Here is a 19,496-nt window from a genome sequence, read left to right as displayed (position 1 = left end):
TGGGTTTTAAGCTCCCAAGAAACGTAAACCTGATTTGGTTTTTTGTTGGAAAATTTGGTTAAAATAGAAGTAAGATGATATCACCAAAACAATACAAAGTGTAGGTAAAAGCTGTGCAAAAGCATTGAGTAAGTCAAGCCAAGAAATAGGATTTTTTCCAAAATTCTTAACGAGTAATACTAGTACACTTCCTAAATATCCACAGAAATCTGCGGTGTAAAATAAGAAACCAACGTTGCCTCGTTCGTTGAGTGCTGCCAATAATCTGTCAAATAGAATGCCATTGAAAGGTACATATGCCATATATAAGCCAAGCCCGTTCCAGACCATCCACCAATAGCCCGTAATAGAGCCTCCATTGTACAATAAGGTACCCAAAAGCATAAGAAGGCATCCGCCCAGAATTAATCCATGATTAAACCACAAAGCATTTTTATGATTTTTGATTAGGAATGCTACGCCTGTCATCAAGCTAATAGCTATGCCTATGATAATTTCGGTTTCTGAAAAAATCTTGATGTCAGTCACCCCTAATTCTTGCCAAATTTCAACTCCAAAATTGTCTCGTATATCTCTAAATACAGTCATCAATACATAAATACTGACAAGTAAGACCATTCCCAGACCGTATTTTTTCATAAATTTTCGACGTTGTTTGGCAAACATCGGTACTCTTTCTACACGCTCTAATTTGTCTTGTTCATCTGGTTTTGGTACTAAATTCATACACCAAACAGATATAACTAAGGCAGGGAAAAAGCATAGCCCAACCATAAAAGGCATCCAAAACTCATCTATCCCCAAGGACAATGCCCATCTGGATACCGATTTGATAATTCCTGAAGAAACGATAAAACTAACCGCTAAGCCTGCACCTAATAAATCTGTAATTCTGCGACCTTCTAAATAACTAAAAACCAAACCGAAAATCATTCCTAAGCCCAAACCATTGAGATACATAAACATCCAATTGTCAGGGGCAGGTACAAGCGCAAACATCAATAAACAGATTTCGGAATACAAAATCATACCGATAATGTATAACAATCGCTGATGTGGCTTTACTTCTGCCACCACCTTTATTCCCATGCCTTTGGCGGTAGCATAGCCCAATACTTGAGCAACTACCAAAATAATTTTGTAGTCGATACCCCATAAGGTCAAATCTGAATAAATCGCCGCAGAAAAGGGCTTACGAAAGGCATACATACAGAAATAAGTACTAAATGCCATAGTACCCAAAAATATACCTCTAAATAAAGGAGAACTCTTTTTTAACAAAGATTGTAAACTAGCACGCATGAAAAAATGTATTTGATAAACTACAGTATGAAAGTTCAGGTGATTGAGTAAAACGACTAGTCAGAAGATTTGACTAATTCGAAAACTTTTTTTGGCAAGGATACAAATAAAACTTCTTGTTATTCAGTCTATTAATTAGGCTTAACGGACATTTAATATTTGCTTAAAAGTACTCTTGTTACCTTTGATTCACGGAGTTGGCGTTGCCATTCTGGTATATGTTTCTAGTTAATAATAAAATATTCGTCTCTTATGAAACCTATTGAGTTAGTCGTTTTTGATATGGCAGGAACTACAGTTACCGACCGCCATGAGGTAGAAGTATGCTTTATGCAAGCGGCAGCCCGTACAGGATTAAGTGTAACGCCTGAGCGAGTTTTGGCCTTACAAGGTTATGCCAAGCGACAAGTTTTTGAGATGTTGTGGGTAGAATTATTGGGTGAAAAGCACCCAGAATTGTCGGAGTATGTGGACATATCGTACACAGAGTTTTGTTCGATATTGGAAGATCATTATTTGGAACATGATATTTTCCCAACTGAAGGATGCTTAGAAATCTTCGAATATCTGAAAAGTCAAGATATAAAGATTGCATTAACAACAGGTTTTTATAGAAAGGTAGCTAATATCATTTTGGGTAAATTGGGCTGGCTAAAAGGACTCGATCATCATTATAAGAGTGATGGCTCAGGAATAATCGATGTCTCGATTACACCCGACGACGTGCTCAAAGGTCGTCCCGAACCCTTTATGATTCAGAAGGCTATGGAGGTGTTAGCTGTAAAAGATGCTCAACGTGTAATTAATATCGGTGATACTCCTTCAGACCTCAAGTCAGGTTTGCGCGCTGGGGTACGTTTGTCGTTAGGTGTAACTAACGGTACGCATACACGTAGTCAATTAAATATTCATAGAAATGATGGTTTGTTGCCTAACCTGCTGGCCTTGAAACCAATCATTGAAGAGATTTCCGAAAAGAGCTTAGCCGAGTAAGTGCTTCTGCACAACTATCTAAACAAAAATAGGTAGTAAAAACACGCTGACTGTGAGCTAAATGACAATTTTTTATTTATGCTCTATAAGCACAAAGTGAAGACAAATCACTTTGTGCATTTGACACTTTGTCCCTAAAAAACGACTAATGAAAAAATATGATTTGATTGTGGTGGGAGCAGGAAATCTTGGAACGTTCCATGCTTACCATGCTTTACAAATGGGGAAATCGGTGCTGATGATTGAAAAAGACTCAGAACCGATGGAAGCTACCGTAAGAAATTTTGGACAAGTAGTGCCCTCTGGACAAGCCCTTGATACATGGTTTGAATATGGTCGACGTTCGTTAGAGATATATCAAAATCTTCAAGACCTGACAGATATTACAGCTCGTAAAAATGGCTCCTACTATTTTGCTTCAGATGATGATGAAGCTAAGTTGTTGGAGGAGGCGCGTGCGTTGTTCAAAATTCGAGGATACGCTTGTGAGCTTATGAATAGAAAAGTTTGTTTTGAGCGTATGCCGATGCTTCAAAATGAATACTACAAACTAGGCTTGTTTTTTCCTAATGAATTTTCGGTAGAACCACGAACAATGGTACATCGTGTACGAGAAATACTCATCAAAAAATGGGGTCTTGATTTTGTAAATAATACCACAATTGTAGATTGTCAGATAAAAAATGGGATTTGTGAAGTCGTTAGCTCAAAAGGTGAAAAGTTTTATGCTGAAAAAGTAACAATTTGTAATGGTAGAGATTTCAAGGCATTGTTTCCAAGCTTGTTTGAAAACAGCGGCATGAAAGTGAGCAAACTCAATATGATGTCAACTTATCCTTTAAAAGATGTCCAAATTAAAGGAAATATCTTGTCTGGGTTGAGCATTCGTCGTTATGACAGCTTTAAATCTTGTGCCTCATATCCTCAAATATCACAACCAGAATGGCAAAAACCGTATAATGCTTGGGGAATTCACATTCTATTTAAACAAGCCTTTAATGGCTCAATTATTATTGGTGATTCTCATGAATATGCTAGTGTAAACGAAAATGCCACGCTTGATTTCGGCATTGATATGGACATCAACCAGTTGATCTTGAAAGAAGCACAACGAATTATGAAATTACCAAATTGGAATATTCAAAATTATTGGGCTGGCTATTACTCACAAACTGCCGATGGAGGTATCTACGAGCATCAACTTGAAAACAAAATTTATATCGCTACGGGCATTGGGGGCAAGGGGATGACCACTTCTCCTGGCTATGCCGAAAAGAGGATAAAGGAAGTTTTTTCTCAGTAGATAATACCACATGATTTAATTGGCTATAACTGGCAGTACGAAAGATTTTCTGTTGTTCAGAAGCGTTATTATCATAAGTATTTTGCTGTAGTGGCAACCCTTGCGGTTGTCATGTTGAGTTGGGCAACCGCAAGGGTTGCCACTACAGCAATTTTATTTTAAAACAAACAACGTAAACTTTCGTACAAGACTAATAACTAGTTCGGAATTCCGCCACGGACTAGTAATTCCTTCAGTTTCAAAACTGTTAAAATAATTAGTCCAAGACTTAGTCTTGAACTAGTTATGATGCGTGCCTTCAAATAACGGATATACCCATAACTAATAACATCACAGTACTCAATATTACCAAATCATTACCAAGTATTCAGATTTCTGAATCTCATTTAACATTCAATTAATTTTTCGTTAATCATGGGTTGAGTTTGGATTTTCACCTTTGTGAAAACAAATTTCAGAACCATGAATCGACTTTATACACTTCTTTTTCTATTTATCTCTTTTCTTTCACAAGCACAAGATGGGGTATTTTTAACAGCTGAAGATTTTATCGAAAATAAAGTCTATCGCCCCGAAGATTCCAAAATTCACGAACGATTTGCCACTATAAGCATAAAGAATAATGGTTCAAAAATCATCTATTCTTCCGATAATGCCTATGGATATAAGTTCAAGGGTAGACAATGGCGTTTCACCGAAAATCGAACTTATGAAGTAGTTTCAACCGAAGGACTGTGGGTTTACCGAGTCCAAAATGCGACCGATTTGAGTTCTTTTTCCTATTATTTTAGCGATGGTGCTTATGGTGAAGTAAAGCCCTTGACAAGACGTAATATCAGAAACTGTTTTTCTTCCAACTTAAAACTGATGGCAGTCTTAAATAAACTTGACTGGCGCATGGATTTGTTTCAGCCAACCAATTTTAGACATTTGCCCCTCATCTCAGCACTATTTGTTCAAGTTGTGGATACTTTCAAGTGAGGATCCACCATTTATTAATAACTTTTTGCACTTATTGCAGAAAAGATTTGTAAAATAGAGACAACAAAAATAACTTTTCCTAGAAAATAAAACTATCGGAAACAATTAGTGTTACGATTGTGTCTTATGCTTTGTAGGCAATTTGTATATTTGTTGTTATGAAGAAAACGTACTTTCCTGTTTTAAGCATTGCTGGTTCTGACCCTTCCTCTGGCGCAGGAATTCAGGCAGATTTGATTACCATTGCAGCACTGGGTGGTTACGCCTGTACAGCGATTACTGCCATTACAGTTCAAAATACCCTAGGAGTGAGTGGTATTTATCCTGTACCAGCACAGGCGGTTAGAGAACAGGTAGAGGCAATTCTAACAGACATTAAGCCCCTCGCCATCAAAATTGGTATGTTACACCGATTTGAAATTGTCAAGGAGGTGGTCGATATATTGAGTCAGTTTCCTAAAGTACCTATCGTGCTTGATCCTGTGTTTTTATCATCTAGTGGTCACCCATTGCTGGACGAGGAAGGCATACAGTTGATGATTGAGCAACTTTTTCCGTTGGTAACCGTGCTAACACCCAATCTTACAGAGGCGAGCTGGCTACTGGGGAAAGAAATCAAAGAAAAAGATCAAATGCCAGAAGCAGCTAAGGAGCTTTTGAAATTTGGCGCAAAAAGTGTTTTGCTGAAAGGTGGACATCTAGAAGAGGAAGTACTGTCAGATTGTTTGGTCAAATCTTCTGGAGAAATATTCTTTTTAGACCACAAAAAAGTAAATTCCAACAATACCCATGGTACGGGCTGTACATTATCGTCGGCGATAGCAGTAAATTTAGCACAAGGATTTAGTGTAGAATACGCAGTCGAACGGGCAACAGAATACGTCGTTAAGTCCATCGAAGGAGGAAAAGATTATCAACTAGGAGGAGGAAATGGTCCTTTGAAGCATATTTGATAAAATAAGCTAGATTGTGATTTAGAAAAATATTTCTAAATCACAATCTAAACTCATTGAGTCTAAAGAAACCAACTTATTTGAGTTCATCAAATAACCTATAAAATATTTCAATCATTTGTTTGTAGAATAACATTGTCAAGCAAAATTCTTATAGGGATTCCAAACCTCAATACTGGGGTACACCGCACAAATACCAAGATTATCGTGAACAAAGGGAACATAATAACTCCGAGCTTTATTGTTTTCATTCGTTCCCATTAAAACACCTATTACGTCGTTGTTTGCTCTACTAAATACCAAACTTCCTGATTCACCAGGTTCAGAGAAAGGACTGGCAGATAAAGAGGTTACTTCGGAAAGTCCTGTAAAAGCGTATTCATTATCACCAAAGCTAACCAAGTACTCTTTATCGATAAATAACTGACTAACTATCCCTTGTTTGGTTGAGCCGTTATTGGTAACCATGTACACCCTTTCGCCTTCTTCGGCCATTCGAATTTCTCCGGGTACTGTTTTATCATCTAAGAGCCTTCTCCAATAAGGTCTTGCATCTGGGGCTAGTTTAAATAAGGCAACATCAAGATAGTTTGTACTTTCGCTATTTATCTCTATCCAACATTGAAGTGAGCCTACTACAATTTGTGAACCAGACTTGCATATTTTATCTCCCATTTTACATTGTCCCAGATTTGCCAATACATGATTATTGGATATTCCAAAGATTTCATCTCCGCCAAAAGTAAAAAAACCGCCTAATGTTCCCGGATTAGTTGTTCCTCTTCTAATTATCCGCATTCCATTATAAATATCGCTCATTTCAGTATTTTTTTGGAATTATATAAATGGAAAAAGGTAACATCTACCGCACAAAACAGCCCTATACGCCAAGCATTATCTTTATATTCATTACCTGCAACATTCACAGTTCTGAGCGATGGCGTATAATTTACCCCTGCTCCTATTACCAAAGGCGAGTTCTTGAAATGCCTCATTACAGAGAACCCTGGTGAAAGCAATTGCTTAAAGGTAACATTGGGGCTAGCTTCTTCATCTTCCTTGCTATTTAATCGGTAGTTCAGCACAGCACCAAAATCTAAAAATTGCAAGAAAAGATTAGTACTTGAAAAACTCTTAGTTGAACCCTTCTTTTTGTTTCCAATGCTAAAATCTATACCCATTGGCATAAAAGCAGATATTGATGCGGCTTCAGTATTTGTTTTAGTTATTTTCTCCCAACCTCCAAAAATACCTGGATAAGCACTCAATGATATACTAAATGAATGGGTGTTTTTTAGTTGATATAAATTTTTTGGGATTAGTTCTTCTAAGGCTGTCTTTACTTCGTCGGCTGTTTTGGCATTAATGATATTTATCATAAAACTACCATAGATGTGTAGTTTAGTTATTACATCAGTTATTTTGTTCTGTGTATCAATTAATCGCATGATGCCCAACGTACCATCTACCACATCTCCATATTGTTTATTGGCCACGCCTTCGGCTATTTCAGATATGGCTGTGTAATATTCCTTACTGTCCTTTTTAAAATTTATAAGTTTTTCAGTATCATCCCCGTTATTCTTAATAAGGTACGATAGTATATCTACACTTTGTTCTGTCAGTTGAAAGCTTAACTCAAATAGCTTTCTGCTATCTTCAAAACTCAGTTTACTTTCTGTTTGATTCTCCCCGCCATTAATCATGGTTTGATAAGTACTTATCAACGAGATAGTCTTTTTGAATAGGTTGGCAAAATCGTCTACCTCTGCATTTTTGTTGTCTAATAATTTGGTTATAATGTTATTGCTATCATTACCTAAAGCAAATGCTAGTTCTTTTTGGTGCTTAGTATATAATAATTTGATAAATGCTTTCCAAGCATCTGTATCCATTTGTTTAAATCCCTCTACACTTACAGGCTTATACGTATCATTATCTTTCATTACGCCGCCTGCTTTTAATAGTATATCTGTCAATACTATGGCTTGTTTAAAAAAGGGTTGTGGGCAACCCTTATCTTTTTCTAAGAGGTAGTCAGTACTTAAATCACTAACAGAATTTACTAAGTGCTTCTTGAGGTATAAATCATAAACCAATTTGCTACCACCTGATATAATTGGTGCCACTTGCTTACTGTCTGTATCGCTTACTTTTGCTTTATCTAAAAGTAATTTTACAAACGATTCTTTTTGTAAAGCCAATGGTACATTTCGTAAGTCTTCCTGAAAGGCCGATTTCCACTTATCGCCAAACCTTGCCATGCTTAGGCTTTGTTCTTCATTAAAAGCTTTTAGGGTTCCTAAGGTTTGGGGTATCAGTTCTTTAATAATTTGTACTGAATCTAGCTTATCATACCATCCAGCCAAATATTTTTCTACCAATTGCTCTTTTGCTCTGCTAATGGTAAAGTCAACTATACCATATATTATTTGTGTTTCTGGAAAGGCAAAATTTGTTGAATTATCACCTGAGGTTCCATCAATATTTTTATCTATTTTTTGCTGTTCTGCAAAAGCACCAAATTTTTCAGGGACATCAGCAATTATAGTTTGGTCGACATCATCATGATTCATTATATAAAGGATATATCTTAATTCCTTTTTAGCTTCTTCTTCTTTAAGTTGTGTTTCAACTAAGCTTTCCTTTATAGTAACAGTATCATCTGTATGCTGAGTATTATTTTTTGGAGGGGTTATTCTATTTGCAGGTGGGCTGGGTTGATTTCCTACACCTGTGGGGGCTTTACCTGAGTTAGTCTTTGGGGTTTCGTGGATAACGGGCTGATTACCAGTATTTTGCTTGGTCGCTGTTTGGGGTAAAAGTTTTTTGTATAATGCATTAAACGCTTTATCATTTTCACTTACAAGTTGCTTTTTACCCCTATAGTTATCAATTTTTAACTTTAAAGTGGTGTCATTGATGTTTGCATCGTTTTTTTTGATAACCTCAATTTTTTTAATAACCTCTGAAATATACTTTGCTTCGTTCAGATAATTAGTCTGGGCATATATGCTTGTATTTGCAATGATGCACAAAAGTGCAATAAGAATGATGTGCTTTTTCATAGTGATATAGAGATTTTAGTAGAAAGAATATAAACCAAATTTATGCGGGCTGTGATGTTCCACCTTTGGGTACTTTAGGATCGGTACTTACTAAAGCTTGTTGTTGCTCAGGAATATACTTTTTGATGAAGCCCTCAATAAAGTCTGTGCCAGCGTATCCAATCCCTATAAGGGTCATGATTGTTCCTTTCAAGTTTGTGTCAAAGAAATTGTCTTTAAATTCTGATAAAGAGACTATTCCCAGTATCCCAGCCACAAAACCTATAATAAGACTTATAACAAACCTAGTAGTTTGGAACATTTCGGTAAGCGTGACATTTTTATTAGAAGCTTCGTCATTTAGCTTTTTAAGACCTACAACAAATCGTACCATTTGCCCAACTAAGCCTAATAGACCTCCAATAAGTAATTGCAAGAGAATTTCTGATGTTGTTGTCATAGCGCATAGCGATTGAAAATTTTGTATTGAATTATTAAATACACTCTCTGACATAGGTCTCAAATAGTACAGATTGTTAAGCCTTCATAAGTGATAGTCTAAGTTATTGATTAAGTATTAGTTATGATGAAAAAAGGAAGAATATCTAACCTGTTTTTTATTTTATGGTAGTAAATGCAAGCACTTGAGCGTCATTAAAGGAATGAATGTTGGTTATTTTGAGTTTCTTTATTATTCAGTTCAAAAATTCTACATCATCATCAATACAGGGTGAATAGCTTTTATCTTAATAGACTACAGAAAGGCCGAATGGAGATTTGTATCTTATCATGAGTTCTATCTTGCCATTTCACTAAATGCTTGGAGCTTTAAGTCTAGTTTTTTACAGGTATATGACAAATTGCTATGGATTCTATAATATCCTTATCAAGTATATGTTACGGAAAAATGTTACTTTGATATGGTGCAGAAAACAAATAGGGGTAGTCTTTTTATTTTAAGAAACGTGTCAAAAATCAAAAATGAATTAATCATATACAAATGATTATTAGTGCAGAAAATAATTGTTATTTATGTTAAATTATTTAGTTTTGGGTAATTGTTTCAACCAACCATAATTAATAAATAACAGTACATTTCTAATGAAGTAGTTCCTTGCACCAATGATTTTTATTGGAAAATAGGTATATACTTTATTGACTTTTAAACTAAAACTATGAAAGACAACTACCCTTTACTTAGAGAAAGAGTGCAATCCTCTATAATCGACTTAGTGTTCATAATCATCCTAATGTATCTTTTGACCCATCTTTTCAGTATTTTTAAAAATGTTCCTGACGAGATTCGTTTAAGTGCATTTCTTTTATTATTTGGAGGTTATGAACCAATATGCACCGCATTTGGCGCCACCTTAGGGCACTATTTAACTAGAATTAGAGTTCGCAAGCTCGCGGACACATCTCAACGTATCAATATTCTACAATCTTTCATTCGCTATCCTATAAAAGTTGCTCTTGGAATGTATGCTTACCTTTCTATTTCAAGAAATCCACAAAGAAGAGCTATTCATGATTTGGCAGCAGGAAGTGTTATGATCAGAGTGTAAGCTTAGACATTGAAAGAGTTTTCAATCATAAATTTATCTACAACTATAACTTATATTATCATGTTCAAAAAAACACTCTATTTTCTTACCTTAATTTCCTTGAACACTTGTCAATCAACCACTTCAAATCATTCTCATGGAACAGTGGATAGTCTTATCAAAGGATTTAAACGCTGAAACCAAATACTAGAAATATGGAAGTGTCAACCTCTCAAAGAGAAGTTGATGAGCATGACTAAAAAGTTATTACGATAACAAGAGATTGATAGAGCATACATCTATCAATCTCTTGCTGGTATTATTTTATTTTACTTTCCTGACCGTAATTAAGGTTTGCAAAACAACAGAGAGTATTACAAAAAACAAGCCCACATAAAATGAAGTGTTGACGTCCTTGCCTTCATCGAAGAAGAGAAATGCCATAATGATAGCATAAATCGGCTCCAGATTGAAGGTCAAATTTACAGTGAATGCAGGTATCTTTTTCAGAACTTCAGCAAATGAGACGTATAATCCAACGGTGCAAAAAAGAGATAGAAATAGTAAATAAAAAGTGTCCTTAGCACTAGGAATGATACTTTCTGCTGGAAAATAGTTTAAATATAGTGGCAACAATAAGCCAAGAACAACCGTCCCTCCAAGCATTTGATAATAATTAATTAGCTTACTATCGTAATTGCTCACTAATCTTTCATTATAAATGGTGTACAGCGCAGCAAATGCCGAAGACACCACCCCAAAAGCAATTCCCAACTGATTGGATGTATCAAAATGAAAGATGAGACTAATGCCCAATAGCGTTATTCCACTCAGCAACATTTCAGAGACGACAAAGCTCTTTTTGTCAATAATAGGCTTGAATAGTGCCGTAAAGAAGCTTGTCAAACTGTAGCATACCACTCCAACCGAAATATTAGAGTACTTAATACTTGCATAGAAAAATATCCAGTGTGTCGTAATAAGTAATCCAACTTTAGCAATATCCAATTTTTCTTTGAAACTGATTCGAGTACTTACTTTGAAAAGCTTTAAAATAACGAAGAGAAAAACAGAAGAAAAGAAAACTCGATACCATGTCAACAATCCTTCGTTTAAAGTGATGAGTTTGCCGAAAATGCCAGTAAATCCAGCAAAAACTACTGCTAAGTGTAGCAATAAATATGATTTTTTCATAACAATGCCTTTCTTGTTCATTTTCAGAACAAGATTTATTAAAACGTTAAAATTTTATCGAAATGTAAAAGCATAACAAATCATCCAATCTACAAATTGGAGTTATACTTCTTTGAGAATCGAAAGAAATATTAAGCGATTGGAGGCGAAAGACAACTGTTAGGAATCATATTTTGGTTTTATTAAGCCACAAATATAACCGAATACGGCATACAAATGGATAAAGTTTAGGTTAAATTATGAATTCATATTTTTCAAACTCCGATTGAGAGTCCGAACTGAAATACCTAAATAGGCTGCCATTTCTTCTTTTGAAAGTTGAATTTCTTGCTTAGTTTGAAGTTCAAGAAGTTTTGATAGGCTATGTTCTACAGTGTATAATTGTTGAAATGAAGCTCTGCTCGACGTGTTTACGATTCTCTCAGCAAAGGCTTCAAGTAGTAACTTGTTTAAATTCAAGTCTTTACTTAATAGCTCTTGAAAATAGGCACTAGGAATAACAAAAGCCGAAACACTCGTGATAGCCTCAATATTACACAAACAAGGCATTTGCCGAATACTTTCTATTTCTCCGACGATTTCCCCTTTTCCCAAAAACTCTACAATAAACTCTTTGTCATTCTCTTCGTTAAAAAAACATTTTGTAAAACCGCTTTGAATAAGCATCACATTGGGCGCTGATTGGTCTTGGTAAAGTAATTTTTGACCTTTTGCAAATGACTTTAGGACAATATTATGGCGATTTTTCTCACTGTCGTATATGCCTTGAATGAAGTCTAAAAACTTTTGATTGGTTCGTAACATCTTGACTTGGGACAAATGTCCTTTTTAATGTTTTCTCTTCTTCAGATTTTTGCCAAAGAAAAACAAAGTTAGCGGAAAAGGCTCTAAAGATTGGTACTAACCAGTCTGCTGAATGGAAAAAATAAGTCTTTGAGACAATTTTAAGTCAAAAATCAATGAAACAATTAATTAACTTAGAGGAGTGGGATAGAAAGGAACATTATCTTTTTTTCTCAAAATTTGAAGAACCATTTTACGGAGTAACAGTAAAAATAGACTGCACAATTGCCTATCAAAAAGCGAAGGAGAATGGAAAATCGTTTTTCTGGTATTATTTGTATCGTTCTTTAAAAGCAGCCAATGAAATAGAAAATTTTAGATATCGAATCATTGACCATAATCCTTACTGCTTCGACGTTATAAACGCTTCTCCAACTATTAGCCGGCCCAATGGTACTTTTGGATTTGGGCATGTTTATTATGATGAGTCAGAAGAACAGTTTTATCAAAACGCGAAGAATGAAATTGATAGAGTTCATAGTACTACTGGATTAATGCCTGCTGTCTCGGGTGAGAACTTGATTCATTATTCTGCCATTCCCTGGCTTGATTTTACGTCAATATCTCATGCAAGGAGTTTTTCTTTTCCAGATAGCTGTCCGAAAATATCTTTTGGCAAAATGATAGAAATGAATGGACAAAAAAGTATGAGTGTTTCTATTCATGTACATCATGCCTTGGTAGATGGCTATCACGTAGGTCTATATGTAGACCGTTTTCAGGCATTGATGAATGAATAGAGATATTGGTGAGTAAGAAACATTGGTTTTTATTTATTGTAATGGTAAGTTTTGGATTTAGAGTCGTTTTTGTCTCAAGAATTGAATGATATTCAGTAAATTAGAGGAGTATAAAAGCTTAGTAGTAGCTTTTATGCTTCAACATTCACATACAATTATATTAAATGAAGACAAACGTACTTACGTCGATTGCTATTTTACTATTTGCCACTTTGACAACTTTTGGACAAGGATGTTTTTTAAATGGAAGTTCGTCAAATCTTGGGCAAACTACCAAGTTTTCGGGCAATCCCAATTTTGACCAAATCAACACTCAAGAGTATTATTATCTTGTCCAGAAGTTTGGAGTATCTCCTGATTTATACTATCTACAAGATGGCGATACTCCCAATGCTTACGCCACCCCTAAAGTTTCAAATCCCAATCTGCAAGACGGAACTGTACTCATCGGCTTTTCGCTTATCCAACAAGAGTGCTTGCAGTCTTCGTCGGGCACTTGCAGCGCAATTCCGATTGTGATGGCGCATGAGTTTGCACATATTGTCGATTTTAAATTTGGGACAGGTTTGTCTGGAAAACATAAAGAATTGTTTGCTGACTATTTGGCTGGCTGTTATATGTATTTCAGGTCTGTCGAGTTTAAAACTACATTTGTGCAAGAGGCTGCACTTTCGTTTTTCCAAAAAGGCGATTATTCCTTTAATAGCCCACAACATCATGGAACCCCCAATCAACGCTATAATTGTCTCATGAATGGCTATCAATTGGCATATAATATGAGTATGAGAGGACAACATCTGTCACTGCAAGGCGCGGTTAACGCTGCGATTCAGTACGTTAGGCGCTTTTAAATTCTTTCTGAATTCAATGTAAGTAAGAATACGTCATTAGATAATAGAATATTCGTTATTTGAAGGTGCTCATAATCAAAATGTTATAGTAAAATATTGCCTCAGATATACTATTAGTTTAATCCTTTTTTAGTAATAGGAAAGATTAAATTGATAATATATCTGCGGTACATAGTGATAGTATCCTTCTGATTATGAGTTTATTCTGATAACGAATATACTGTTACCTAATAACTCCCTTATACCTAATGTAAAGTATTGATAATTAGGCAAATACATTTACAACTCACAATTCAGCATTCATACTCAATTTCCTATGCAAAAGGTGAAGAAATATTTTGAAAGTATTGGCTTTGGCGGGAGTGATCTCGAAAAAATACTCCATACATTTGAGTTACGCCATTTCAAAAAAAATGAATTTATCGTAGAAGAAGGCAAAGTAAGCCGATATATTGGCTTTGTTGAAACAGGAATGTTTCAGTACTATGTCATGGTGGATGGCGAAGAAAAGACATCCTATATTTCCATTGAAAATACCTTTTTTGCCTCAGTATTGAGCTTTATTAGTGAAGCCCCCGCTCGTGAGAATATCAAAGCGCTTGTAGATGGCAGTATTAGTACGGTGACTAGAGAGAATTTAAAAATGTTGGTGAACGAAATTCCTGCTTTTAAAGATTTTTATATTGGTTTGCTCGAAGCCAGCATTTGCGGAATAGACGCCAGCCGTCATGATTTGATTGTCATGACAGCCGAGCAACGATATGAAAAGCTTCTAACGAATGAGCCTCATTTGTTACAACAAATACCATTACAGCATTTGGCGTCTATGCTTGGCGTTACACCTCGTCATCTGAGTCGAATCCGAAGTAAAATTCGTTGATTTTCTCTTTTAGACATTTGTCCAGTAGAAACAAAAGTTGAGTCCTGAAATTTGCATTATCAATTCACAAATAAACATGCAAATTCACATGAAACAAGTAACAATTCTTCTATTGGTATTTTTATCAACTACAGCTTTTTCTCAAAGCAAATTCTCCAATGACGAAATCAGCATCAACGGATTTCGTAACCCTTCTATTGGTGTTGAATATCGCCACAAACACATTTCCGTACACGCAGGTTACTATATCACGGCATTCGAATCGGGAGTTACGACAAAATTCCTTAAAACGGGTGTAACCGCTTGGTTTTTACCTGTTGGAAAAAAAGAAAATCCTTCCTCATTCTATGCTGGCGTTTCTTTCTTGAGAGGAATCAATTTGGAGTATAAAGACGAAAATGCTTTAGGTATGGAAGTCGGTTTTCGCTGGATGGTTTGGAAAGGACTCAATCTTCGCATTGGCGCAATTGGCGTAGCAGCCAAGGGGCATGATTTCAAAATCAATCCTACGCCTGGTATTAGTTATTCCTTTTTCCTCTAAACTAGGCGGTCATGATTTCAATTTTAGGCACAGGACAATCTGGGCTTGCGGTGTTGCAATTGTTGCTTCAACGAAACCCCAAGGAAGAAATATTAGTCGTAAATCGCTCAGGGAAATCTCCCATGATTCTACCAGAAAATGTACAGGTAATAGCGGCAGATGTCACCAATCGAGTAGATGTGGAGGCAATTGCTCAAAAGTCAACGCTTATTTTTAGCTGTACTGATATGCCTTATCAGGACTGGAAAACGTTTTATCCTGCCACCGCAGAGGCTTTGAGATATGCGCTTCGGAAAACTACAACGAAGCTGGTTTTTGCAGATAATCTCTACTCTTATGGCAATACCTTTGGCATAGAAATGAAGGAGGAAATGGCTCATGTTGCACAAACTCAGAAAGGAATTATACGGGCAAAAGTTATCGAAAAACTTCTGTATTCTGGGGAAGATTTTAATGCGAGAGTTGCTTTTGTGAAAGCCTCAGATTTTGTGGGTCCACACATTCATAAAGGACTTTTTGGAACTGATTTTTTGAAAAGTATTTATGATGGCAAAACAATTATGCTGTTTGGTAATATAGCTGAGCCTCACAGTTTTACTTATCTGAAAGACTTTGCCATGGCAATGGTCAATGTCGGAACTGCTGACGATACTTTTGGGCAAGTGTGGCATGCACCAAATGCCCCTGCCTTGAGTATCGACAAATGGGTGCATCTTTTTGAAGTAATTGGCAATAAGAAGATCAAGAAAAGAATCATGCCCAAATTTGTCCTCAGACTTGCAGGTATTTTTAGCCCTTTTATCAAAGAACTTTATGAAATGGCCTACCAGTTTGAACAGCCTTTTGTGGTGAATCATGACAAATACGTGTCCCGTTTTGGTAATCATGCTACTTTCCCTTCCGAAATCGTTAAAGAAACCCTTGATTGGTATAACTCAAAAAATGAATAATTACTTCAAAATAATCGGAATCTTGCTGGTTGCGGGCGCAACAGCCTTGTTGATTCCTTACACAGTACTCACGATGATTTTTGAATATCCTGATATTCTCAGAAAAGATACGGCTACCATTCTTACCAAATTTCATGAAGGAGGAAGTAGGCTCATTTGGACTTGGTTTGCTTTTGCCATAACGGGTATTCCGCTGATACCAGCGTATATTTTGTTGGGTCAAAAAATCGAAAATAAATCATCTTTGGTTCGAATCGCTACCACAATTGGTGTTATTGGATTACTCGTCCAAATGATTGGTTTATTGAGATGGACATTTGTTGTACCTGTCCTTGCCGACACTTTTGTGAGTACCACTGACTATGCTACTAAAGCTGCTGTTATCATAACTTTTAAGGCAATTCACCAATTTGGAGGTGTTATTTTGGGTGAATACTTGGGGCAACTATTCACTATTATCTGGACATTTTTGATGACCTTAACATTTGCAAAGCACAAGTTAATGCCCCAATGGGTCAACGGGTTAGGTATCGGTAGCTCAGTCATTTATTTGCTGGCACAAGCAGAATTATTTGCTACTGTCATGAAAGATTTTCCTGTGTGGGATTTGGCTGGTTTTATCGGAAGTACACTTTGGTTAGTTTGGCTAATCATCGTGGGGGTAATTTTTATTCAGAAAAAAATATAAACTAGAAAATCACTTTTCTCTTAAGATTTATGATTACGAAAATTATCATTTTTATCACGCTATTAGCTTATGCAATCCTTGCGAGTCAGGCGTTTATGTATATCCTTTCCTTAAAACAGGTGCAACTCAGTTTGAATGCCAGCTCGTATATTGAGCTAAGGAAATTGACAGATACTTTTATGAGAGCAAATTTTAAATATGTGATTTATATCGCTTTCTTTGCTAATCTATTGCTCGTATTTTCAACGATAAAAACTCCTAAAAGTTTGCTGTTTGTATCTGCTACTGTCGGAATGATTGCCTTGGTGATAGATATTATGCTGACCTTAAAAGGCAGTTTGCCTATCAATGACATCATCAATTCATGGTCAAGTAATCATTTTCCAACCGACTGGACGACGTACCGAGATAGTTGGTTTACCATATTCCAATATCGTCAAATAGCTAATATCTTAGGTTTTCTGAGTTTACTTACGGCAGCAGTCTTTGGAGCAAAGTAAAAGGGGAGATGAAAAATGAACACATACATTGAATACATTTGATAAAACATTTTTATGATGAATAAAATCTTACTTTCGATACTCACCATTATTTGTTCATCTATTTGGGCAAATGCCCAAGTGGCTCATGATTCAGAACTATTTATTAGTCTCAAAAAGCAAGATAGCACTTTCTTTGAGCGAGCTTTCAACCTTTGTGATTTTGAATATTTGAACAAGGCAATTCATCCTAATTTACTATTTTTCCATGACCAGAGTGGCATTCAAACCAAAGCCGATTTTTTAAGAAATACAAAAGAAAATATCTGCTCTAATCCCAATATGAAGCCTATCAGAAGAGTGGATGAAAGTAGTTTAGAAGTTTTTCCACTTTACAATAATGGTCAATTATATGGCGCAGTGCAAAGTGGCGTTCACCATTTTTATATACGACAACCTCAAAAAAAGGATGTGCATACCAGTACAGCGAAATTTACACATGTTTGGTTATGGGAAAATGAAAATTGGCTGCTGAAAGAAGTGTTGAGTTTTGATCATCATGAACCCCCAAAATCGGTACCAACTAAAAGTTTTGAACATGACATAAAAGACTTATTACTTCAAGAAAAAGTTTCTGCTTTGGGATTGGGAATTATTAATAACGGTCAACTGACTCATATAGAAGTTATTAGTCAAGAAAATCTACCTTACAACGCTATCTTCAAGGTGGCGTCGCTCACCAAACCCGTAACTGCCTTAGTGGCTTTGGCATTAATCAGTGAAGGCAAACTGGGATTAGATGAGCAATTAAACAAATATTGGATAGACCCTGACCTCAAAAATGATTCAAGAGTCCATAAATTGACGCCAAGAATTATCCTCTCGCATCAAACGGGGTTTCCCAACTGGCGATATTTAACAGAAAGTAAAAAGTTGCAATTTGAGTTTGAACCAGCCGCCAAGTTTCAATATTCTGGAGAAGGCTTTGAGTATCTTCGAAAGGCCTTGGAAGTGAAATTTCATAAAAGCTTGGAAGAACTTGCCCAGAAATATGTGTTCAAACCTGCAAAAATGCAGGATACGCACTTTTGGTGGGACAAATCCTTCGATGAAAAGAGATATGTAAAAAACTACGATAAAGAGGGGAATGCTTTCCCAATAGAAAAGTATTATAAGGCAAATGCTGCCGCCAATTTATTGACTACCGTCGAGGATTATGGTAATTTTCTGGTCTATTTGTTAAATGGCGGAGGTTTGTCTCAGACTGTTTTAACTGAAATGTACAAAAATCAGGTGCAGTTAAATGTCAATGATTATTTTGGGTTGGGATGGGAAAAACTCACAAATTTCAGTGGTGACGAATATGCTTTGATGCATACTGGAAAAGACCCTGGGGTAAATACGATTGCCATTATGTTTCCGAAAAGTAAAAATGCGTGGCTGATTTTCTTAAATAGCGATAACGATGCAAAAATCATAGAGAAGCTGTTGACAGAGAAACTGTATCTAGGAAATGAACTTTGGAATAAGCGATAGACTTAAGGAGAAACATGAGTGCTCCATTCTAGCAGTAAAGATGCAATGATTGCGTCTTAAGCCGAGTCATATCTAGCATGGTACTATCAAAAAAGCGGTCGAAAAAACAATTTTCGACCGCTTTTTTGATGAGAAGTTGGAGTGTACCCCTAGTTCTAAAATTCGAGATTTTGATACTATATTCCAAAATGATACCTCTTTCTCCCTGTCTCGTGTTATTGAGATAACTGCGCTTTCAAATCAAAAATCTTATCCATTAGCAACCATTTTTCGCCTGGTTGTGCCATAGGCAAGGCATCTTGATATTTCCACATTAGTTTTTCCCATTCTTGAACTTTTGGATTTTCAGCATCCATTTGTCCTTTTCTTTCGAATGAAAAAGAATCATCGACTTCCATAATCATAAACAAGCGGTTTCCCAGTCGATAAATTTCCATCTGAGTAATGCCTGCCCCAGCGATACTTTGCAATATTTCGGGCCAAACTGCCTCATGGTATTTTTCGTACTCAGCTATCAACTGTTCATCGTTCACTAAATCAAGCGCCAAGGCAAATCTCTTATTCATGTTTTACTATTTTATGTTTGTCAACACGACGACGAATCGTGTAAAGTAGTCAAAAATTTACGATTAATTTGGTCTGTACCTAAGCTTGAATTTTAATTTCGGATT

Annotated in this window: 20 protein-coding genes; 13 read left to right on the top strand and 7 right to left on the bottom strand. The window is 36.0% G+C overall.

Going from position 1 to position 19,496, the window contains the following annotated elements; genetic code table 11:
* Positions 1–6: 6 nt before the first annotated feature.
* Positions 7–1,302, bottom strand: coding sequence for a DUF5690 family protein (locus QM481_RS05295; RefSeq protein WP_283380929.1), 1,296 nt, complete (start codon positions 1,300–1,302; stop codon positions 7–9).
* 252 nt (positions 1,303–1,554) lie between these two features.
* Between QM481_RS05295 and QM481_RS05290 the strand changes: the two genes are divergently transcribed.
* From QM481_RS05290 to thiD, 4 genes are all read left to right on the top strand, one after another.
* Positions 1,555–2,295: an HAD hydrolase-like protein gene (locus tag QM481_RS05290; RefSeq protein ID WP_283380928.1), complete on the top strand. Its 741-nt coding sequence runs from the start codon at positions 1,555–1,557 to the stop codon at positions 2,293–2,295.
* A 148-nt stretch (positions 2,296–2,443) separates the two neighbouring features.
* Positions 2,444–3,598 carry a TIGR03364 family FAD-dependent oxidoreductase gene (locus QM481_RS05285; protein ID WP_283380927.1) on the top strand — a complete coding sequence of 385 codons (1,155 nt, stop codon included), beginning with the start codon at positions 2,444–2,446 and terminating at the stop codon, positions 3,596–3,598.
* A 462-nt stretch (positions 3,599–4,060) separates the two neighbouring features.
* Positions 4,061–4,579, top strand: a complete 519-nt coding sequence (locus QM481_RS05280) for a hypothetical protein (protein ID WP_283380926.1) — start codon at positions 4,061–4,063, stop codon at positions 4,577–4,579.
* Positions 4,580–4,737: 158 nt separating this feature from the next.
* Positions 4,738–5,532, top strand: coding sequence for a bifunctional hydroxymethylpyrimidine kinase/phosphomethylpyrimidine kinase (gene thiD / locus QM481_RS05275; protein WP_283380925.1), 795 nt, complete (start codon positions 4,738–4,740; stop codon positions 5,530–5,532).
* A 138-nt stretch (positions 5,533–5,670) separates the two neighbouring features.
* Here thiD and QM481_RS05270 read toward each other — a convergent pair whose 3' ends face one another.
* The 3 genes from QM481_RS05270 to QM481_RS05260 are packed head-to-tail and all read right to left on the bottom strand — an operon-like array spanning position 5,671 to position 9,039.
* A complete protein-coding gene (locus QM481_RS05270) occupies positions 5,671–6,330 on the bottom strand; it encodes a hypothetical protein (protein WP_283380924.1) in 660 nt (219 codons plus the stop codon).
* Positions 6,331–6,347: 17 nt separating this feature from the next.
* Positions 6,348–8,600, bottom strand: coding sequence for a hypothetical protein (locus QM481_RS05265; protein ID WP_283380923.1), 2,253 nt, complete (start codon positions 8,598–8,600; stop codon positions 6,348–6,350).
* A gap of 40 nt (positions 8,601–8,640) precedes the next feature.
* A complete protein-coding gene (locus QM481_RS05260; RefSeq protein ID WP_283380922.1) occupies positions 8,641–9,039 on the bottom strand; it encodes a hypothetical protein in 399 nt (132 codons plus the stop codon).
* Positions 9,040–9,754: 715 nt separating this feature from the next.
* On the opposite strand from QM481_RS05260, the gene QM481_RS05255 reads away from it, so the two are divergent.
* Entirely contained in the window at positions 9,755–10,144 is a 390-nt protein-coding gene (locus tag QM481_RS05255) for an RDD family protein (protein ID WP_283380921.1), read from the top strand.
* A gap of 303 nt (positions 10,145–10,447) precedes the next feature.
* Here the strand turns inward: QM481_RS05255 and QM481_RS05250 are convergent, their stop codons facing one another.
* The gene (locus tag QM481_RS05250; protein WP_283380920.1) at positions 10,448–11,317 is read right to left on the bottom strand and encodes a DMT family transporter; all 870 of its coding nucleotides are present in this window, start codon (positions 11,315–11,317) and stop codon (positions 10,448–10,450) included.
* 237 nt (positions 11,318–11,554) lie between these two features.
* Entirely contained in the window at positions 11,555–12,121 is a 567-nt protein-coding gene (locus QM481_RS05245) for a Crp/Fnr family transcriptional regulator (RefSeq protein WP_283380919.1), read from the bottom strand.
* A 155-nt stretch (positions 12,122–12,276) separates the two neighbouring features.
* Between QM481_RS05245 and QM481_RS05240 the strand changes: the two genes are divergently transcribed.
* From QM481_RS05240 to QM481_RS05205, 8 genes are all read left to right on the top strand, one after another.
* Positions 12,277–12,900 (top strand): chloramphenicol acetyltransferase, encoded by a 624-nt coding sequence (locus tag QM481_RS05240; RefSeq protein WP_283380918.1) that lies wholly within the window; start codon positions 12,277–12,279, stop codon positions 12,898–12,900.
* 164 nt (positions 12,901–13,064) lie between these two features.
* Complete coding sequence (locus QM481_RS05235; protein WP_283380917.1) at positions 13,065–13,751, top strand: M48 family metallopeptidase; 687 nt, start codon at positions 13,065–13,067, stop codon at positions 13,749–13,751.
* A 316-nt stretch (positions 13,752–14,067) separates the two neighbouring features.
* Positions 14,068–14,631, top strand: coding sequence for a Crp/Fnr family transcriptional regulator (locus QM481_RS05230; protein ID WP_283380916.1), 564 nt, complete (start codon positions 14,068–14,070; stop codon positions 14,629–14,631).
* Between the two features lie 88 nt (positions 14,632–14,719).
* Positions 14,720–15,172, top strand: a complete 453-nt coding sequence (locus QM481_RS05225) for a hypothetical protein (RefSeq protein ID WP_283380915.1) — start codon at positions 14,720–14,722, stop codon at positions 15,170–15,172.
* Positions 15,173–15,183: 11 nt separating this feature from the next.
* Positions 15,184–16,122 carry an NAD-dependent epimerase/dehydratase family protein gene (locus QM481_RS05220; protein WP_283380914.1) on the top strand — a complete coding sequence of 313 codons (939 nt, stop codon included), beginning with the start codon at positions 15,184–15,186 and terminating at the stop codon, positions 16,120–16,122.
* Positions 16,115–16,810, top strand: coding sequence for a DUF4386 domain-containing protein (locus QM481_RS05215; RefSeq protein ID WP_283380913.1), 696 nt, complete (start codon positions 16,115–16,117; stop codon positions 16,808–16,810). Before QM481_RS05220 ends, QM481_RS05215 begins: the two co-directional genes overlap by 8 nt.
* A gap of 29 nt (positions 16,811–16,839) precedes the next feature.
* Positions 16,840–17,310, top strand: coding sequence for a hypothetical protein (locus QM481_RS05210; protein ID WP_283380912.1), 471 nt, complete (start codon positions 16,840–16,842; stop codon positions 17,308–17,310).
* Positions 17,311–17,364: 54 nt separating this feature from the next.
* On the top strand, positions 17,365–18,825 hold the full coding sequence (locus tag QM481_RS05205) for a serine hydrolase domain-containing protein (protein WP_283380911.1): 1,461 nt from the start codon (positions 17,365–17,367) through the stop codon (positions 18,823–18,825).
* Between the two features lie 215 nt (positions 18,826–19,040).
* Here the strand turns inward: QM481_RS05205 and QM481_RS05200 are convergent, their stop codons facing one another.
* Positions 19,041–19,391: an L-rhamnose mutarotase gene (locus QM481_RS05200; RefSeq protein ID WP_283380910.1), complete on the bottom strand. Its 351-nt coding sequence runs from the start codon at positions 19,389–19,391 to the stop codon at positions 19,041–19,043.
* Positions 19,392–19,496 lie beyond the last annotated feature (105 nt).

The sequence above is a fragment of the Flectobacillus rivi genome, assembly GCF_030056655.1.
Lineage (GTDB): Bacteria > Bacteroidota > Bacteroidia > Cytophagales > Spirosomataceae > Flectobacillus > Flectobacillus rivi.
Note: the sequence above shows the minus strand (reverse complement) of the source record. Positions and strands in the feature narration are given on the sequence as shown.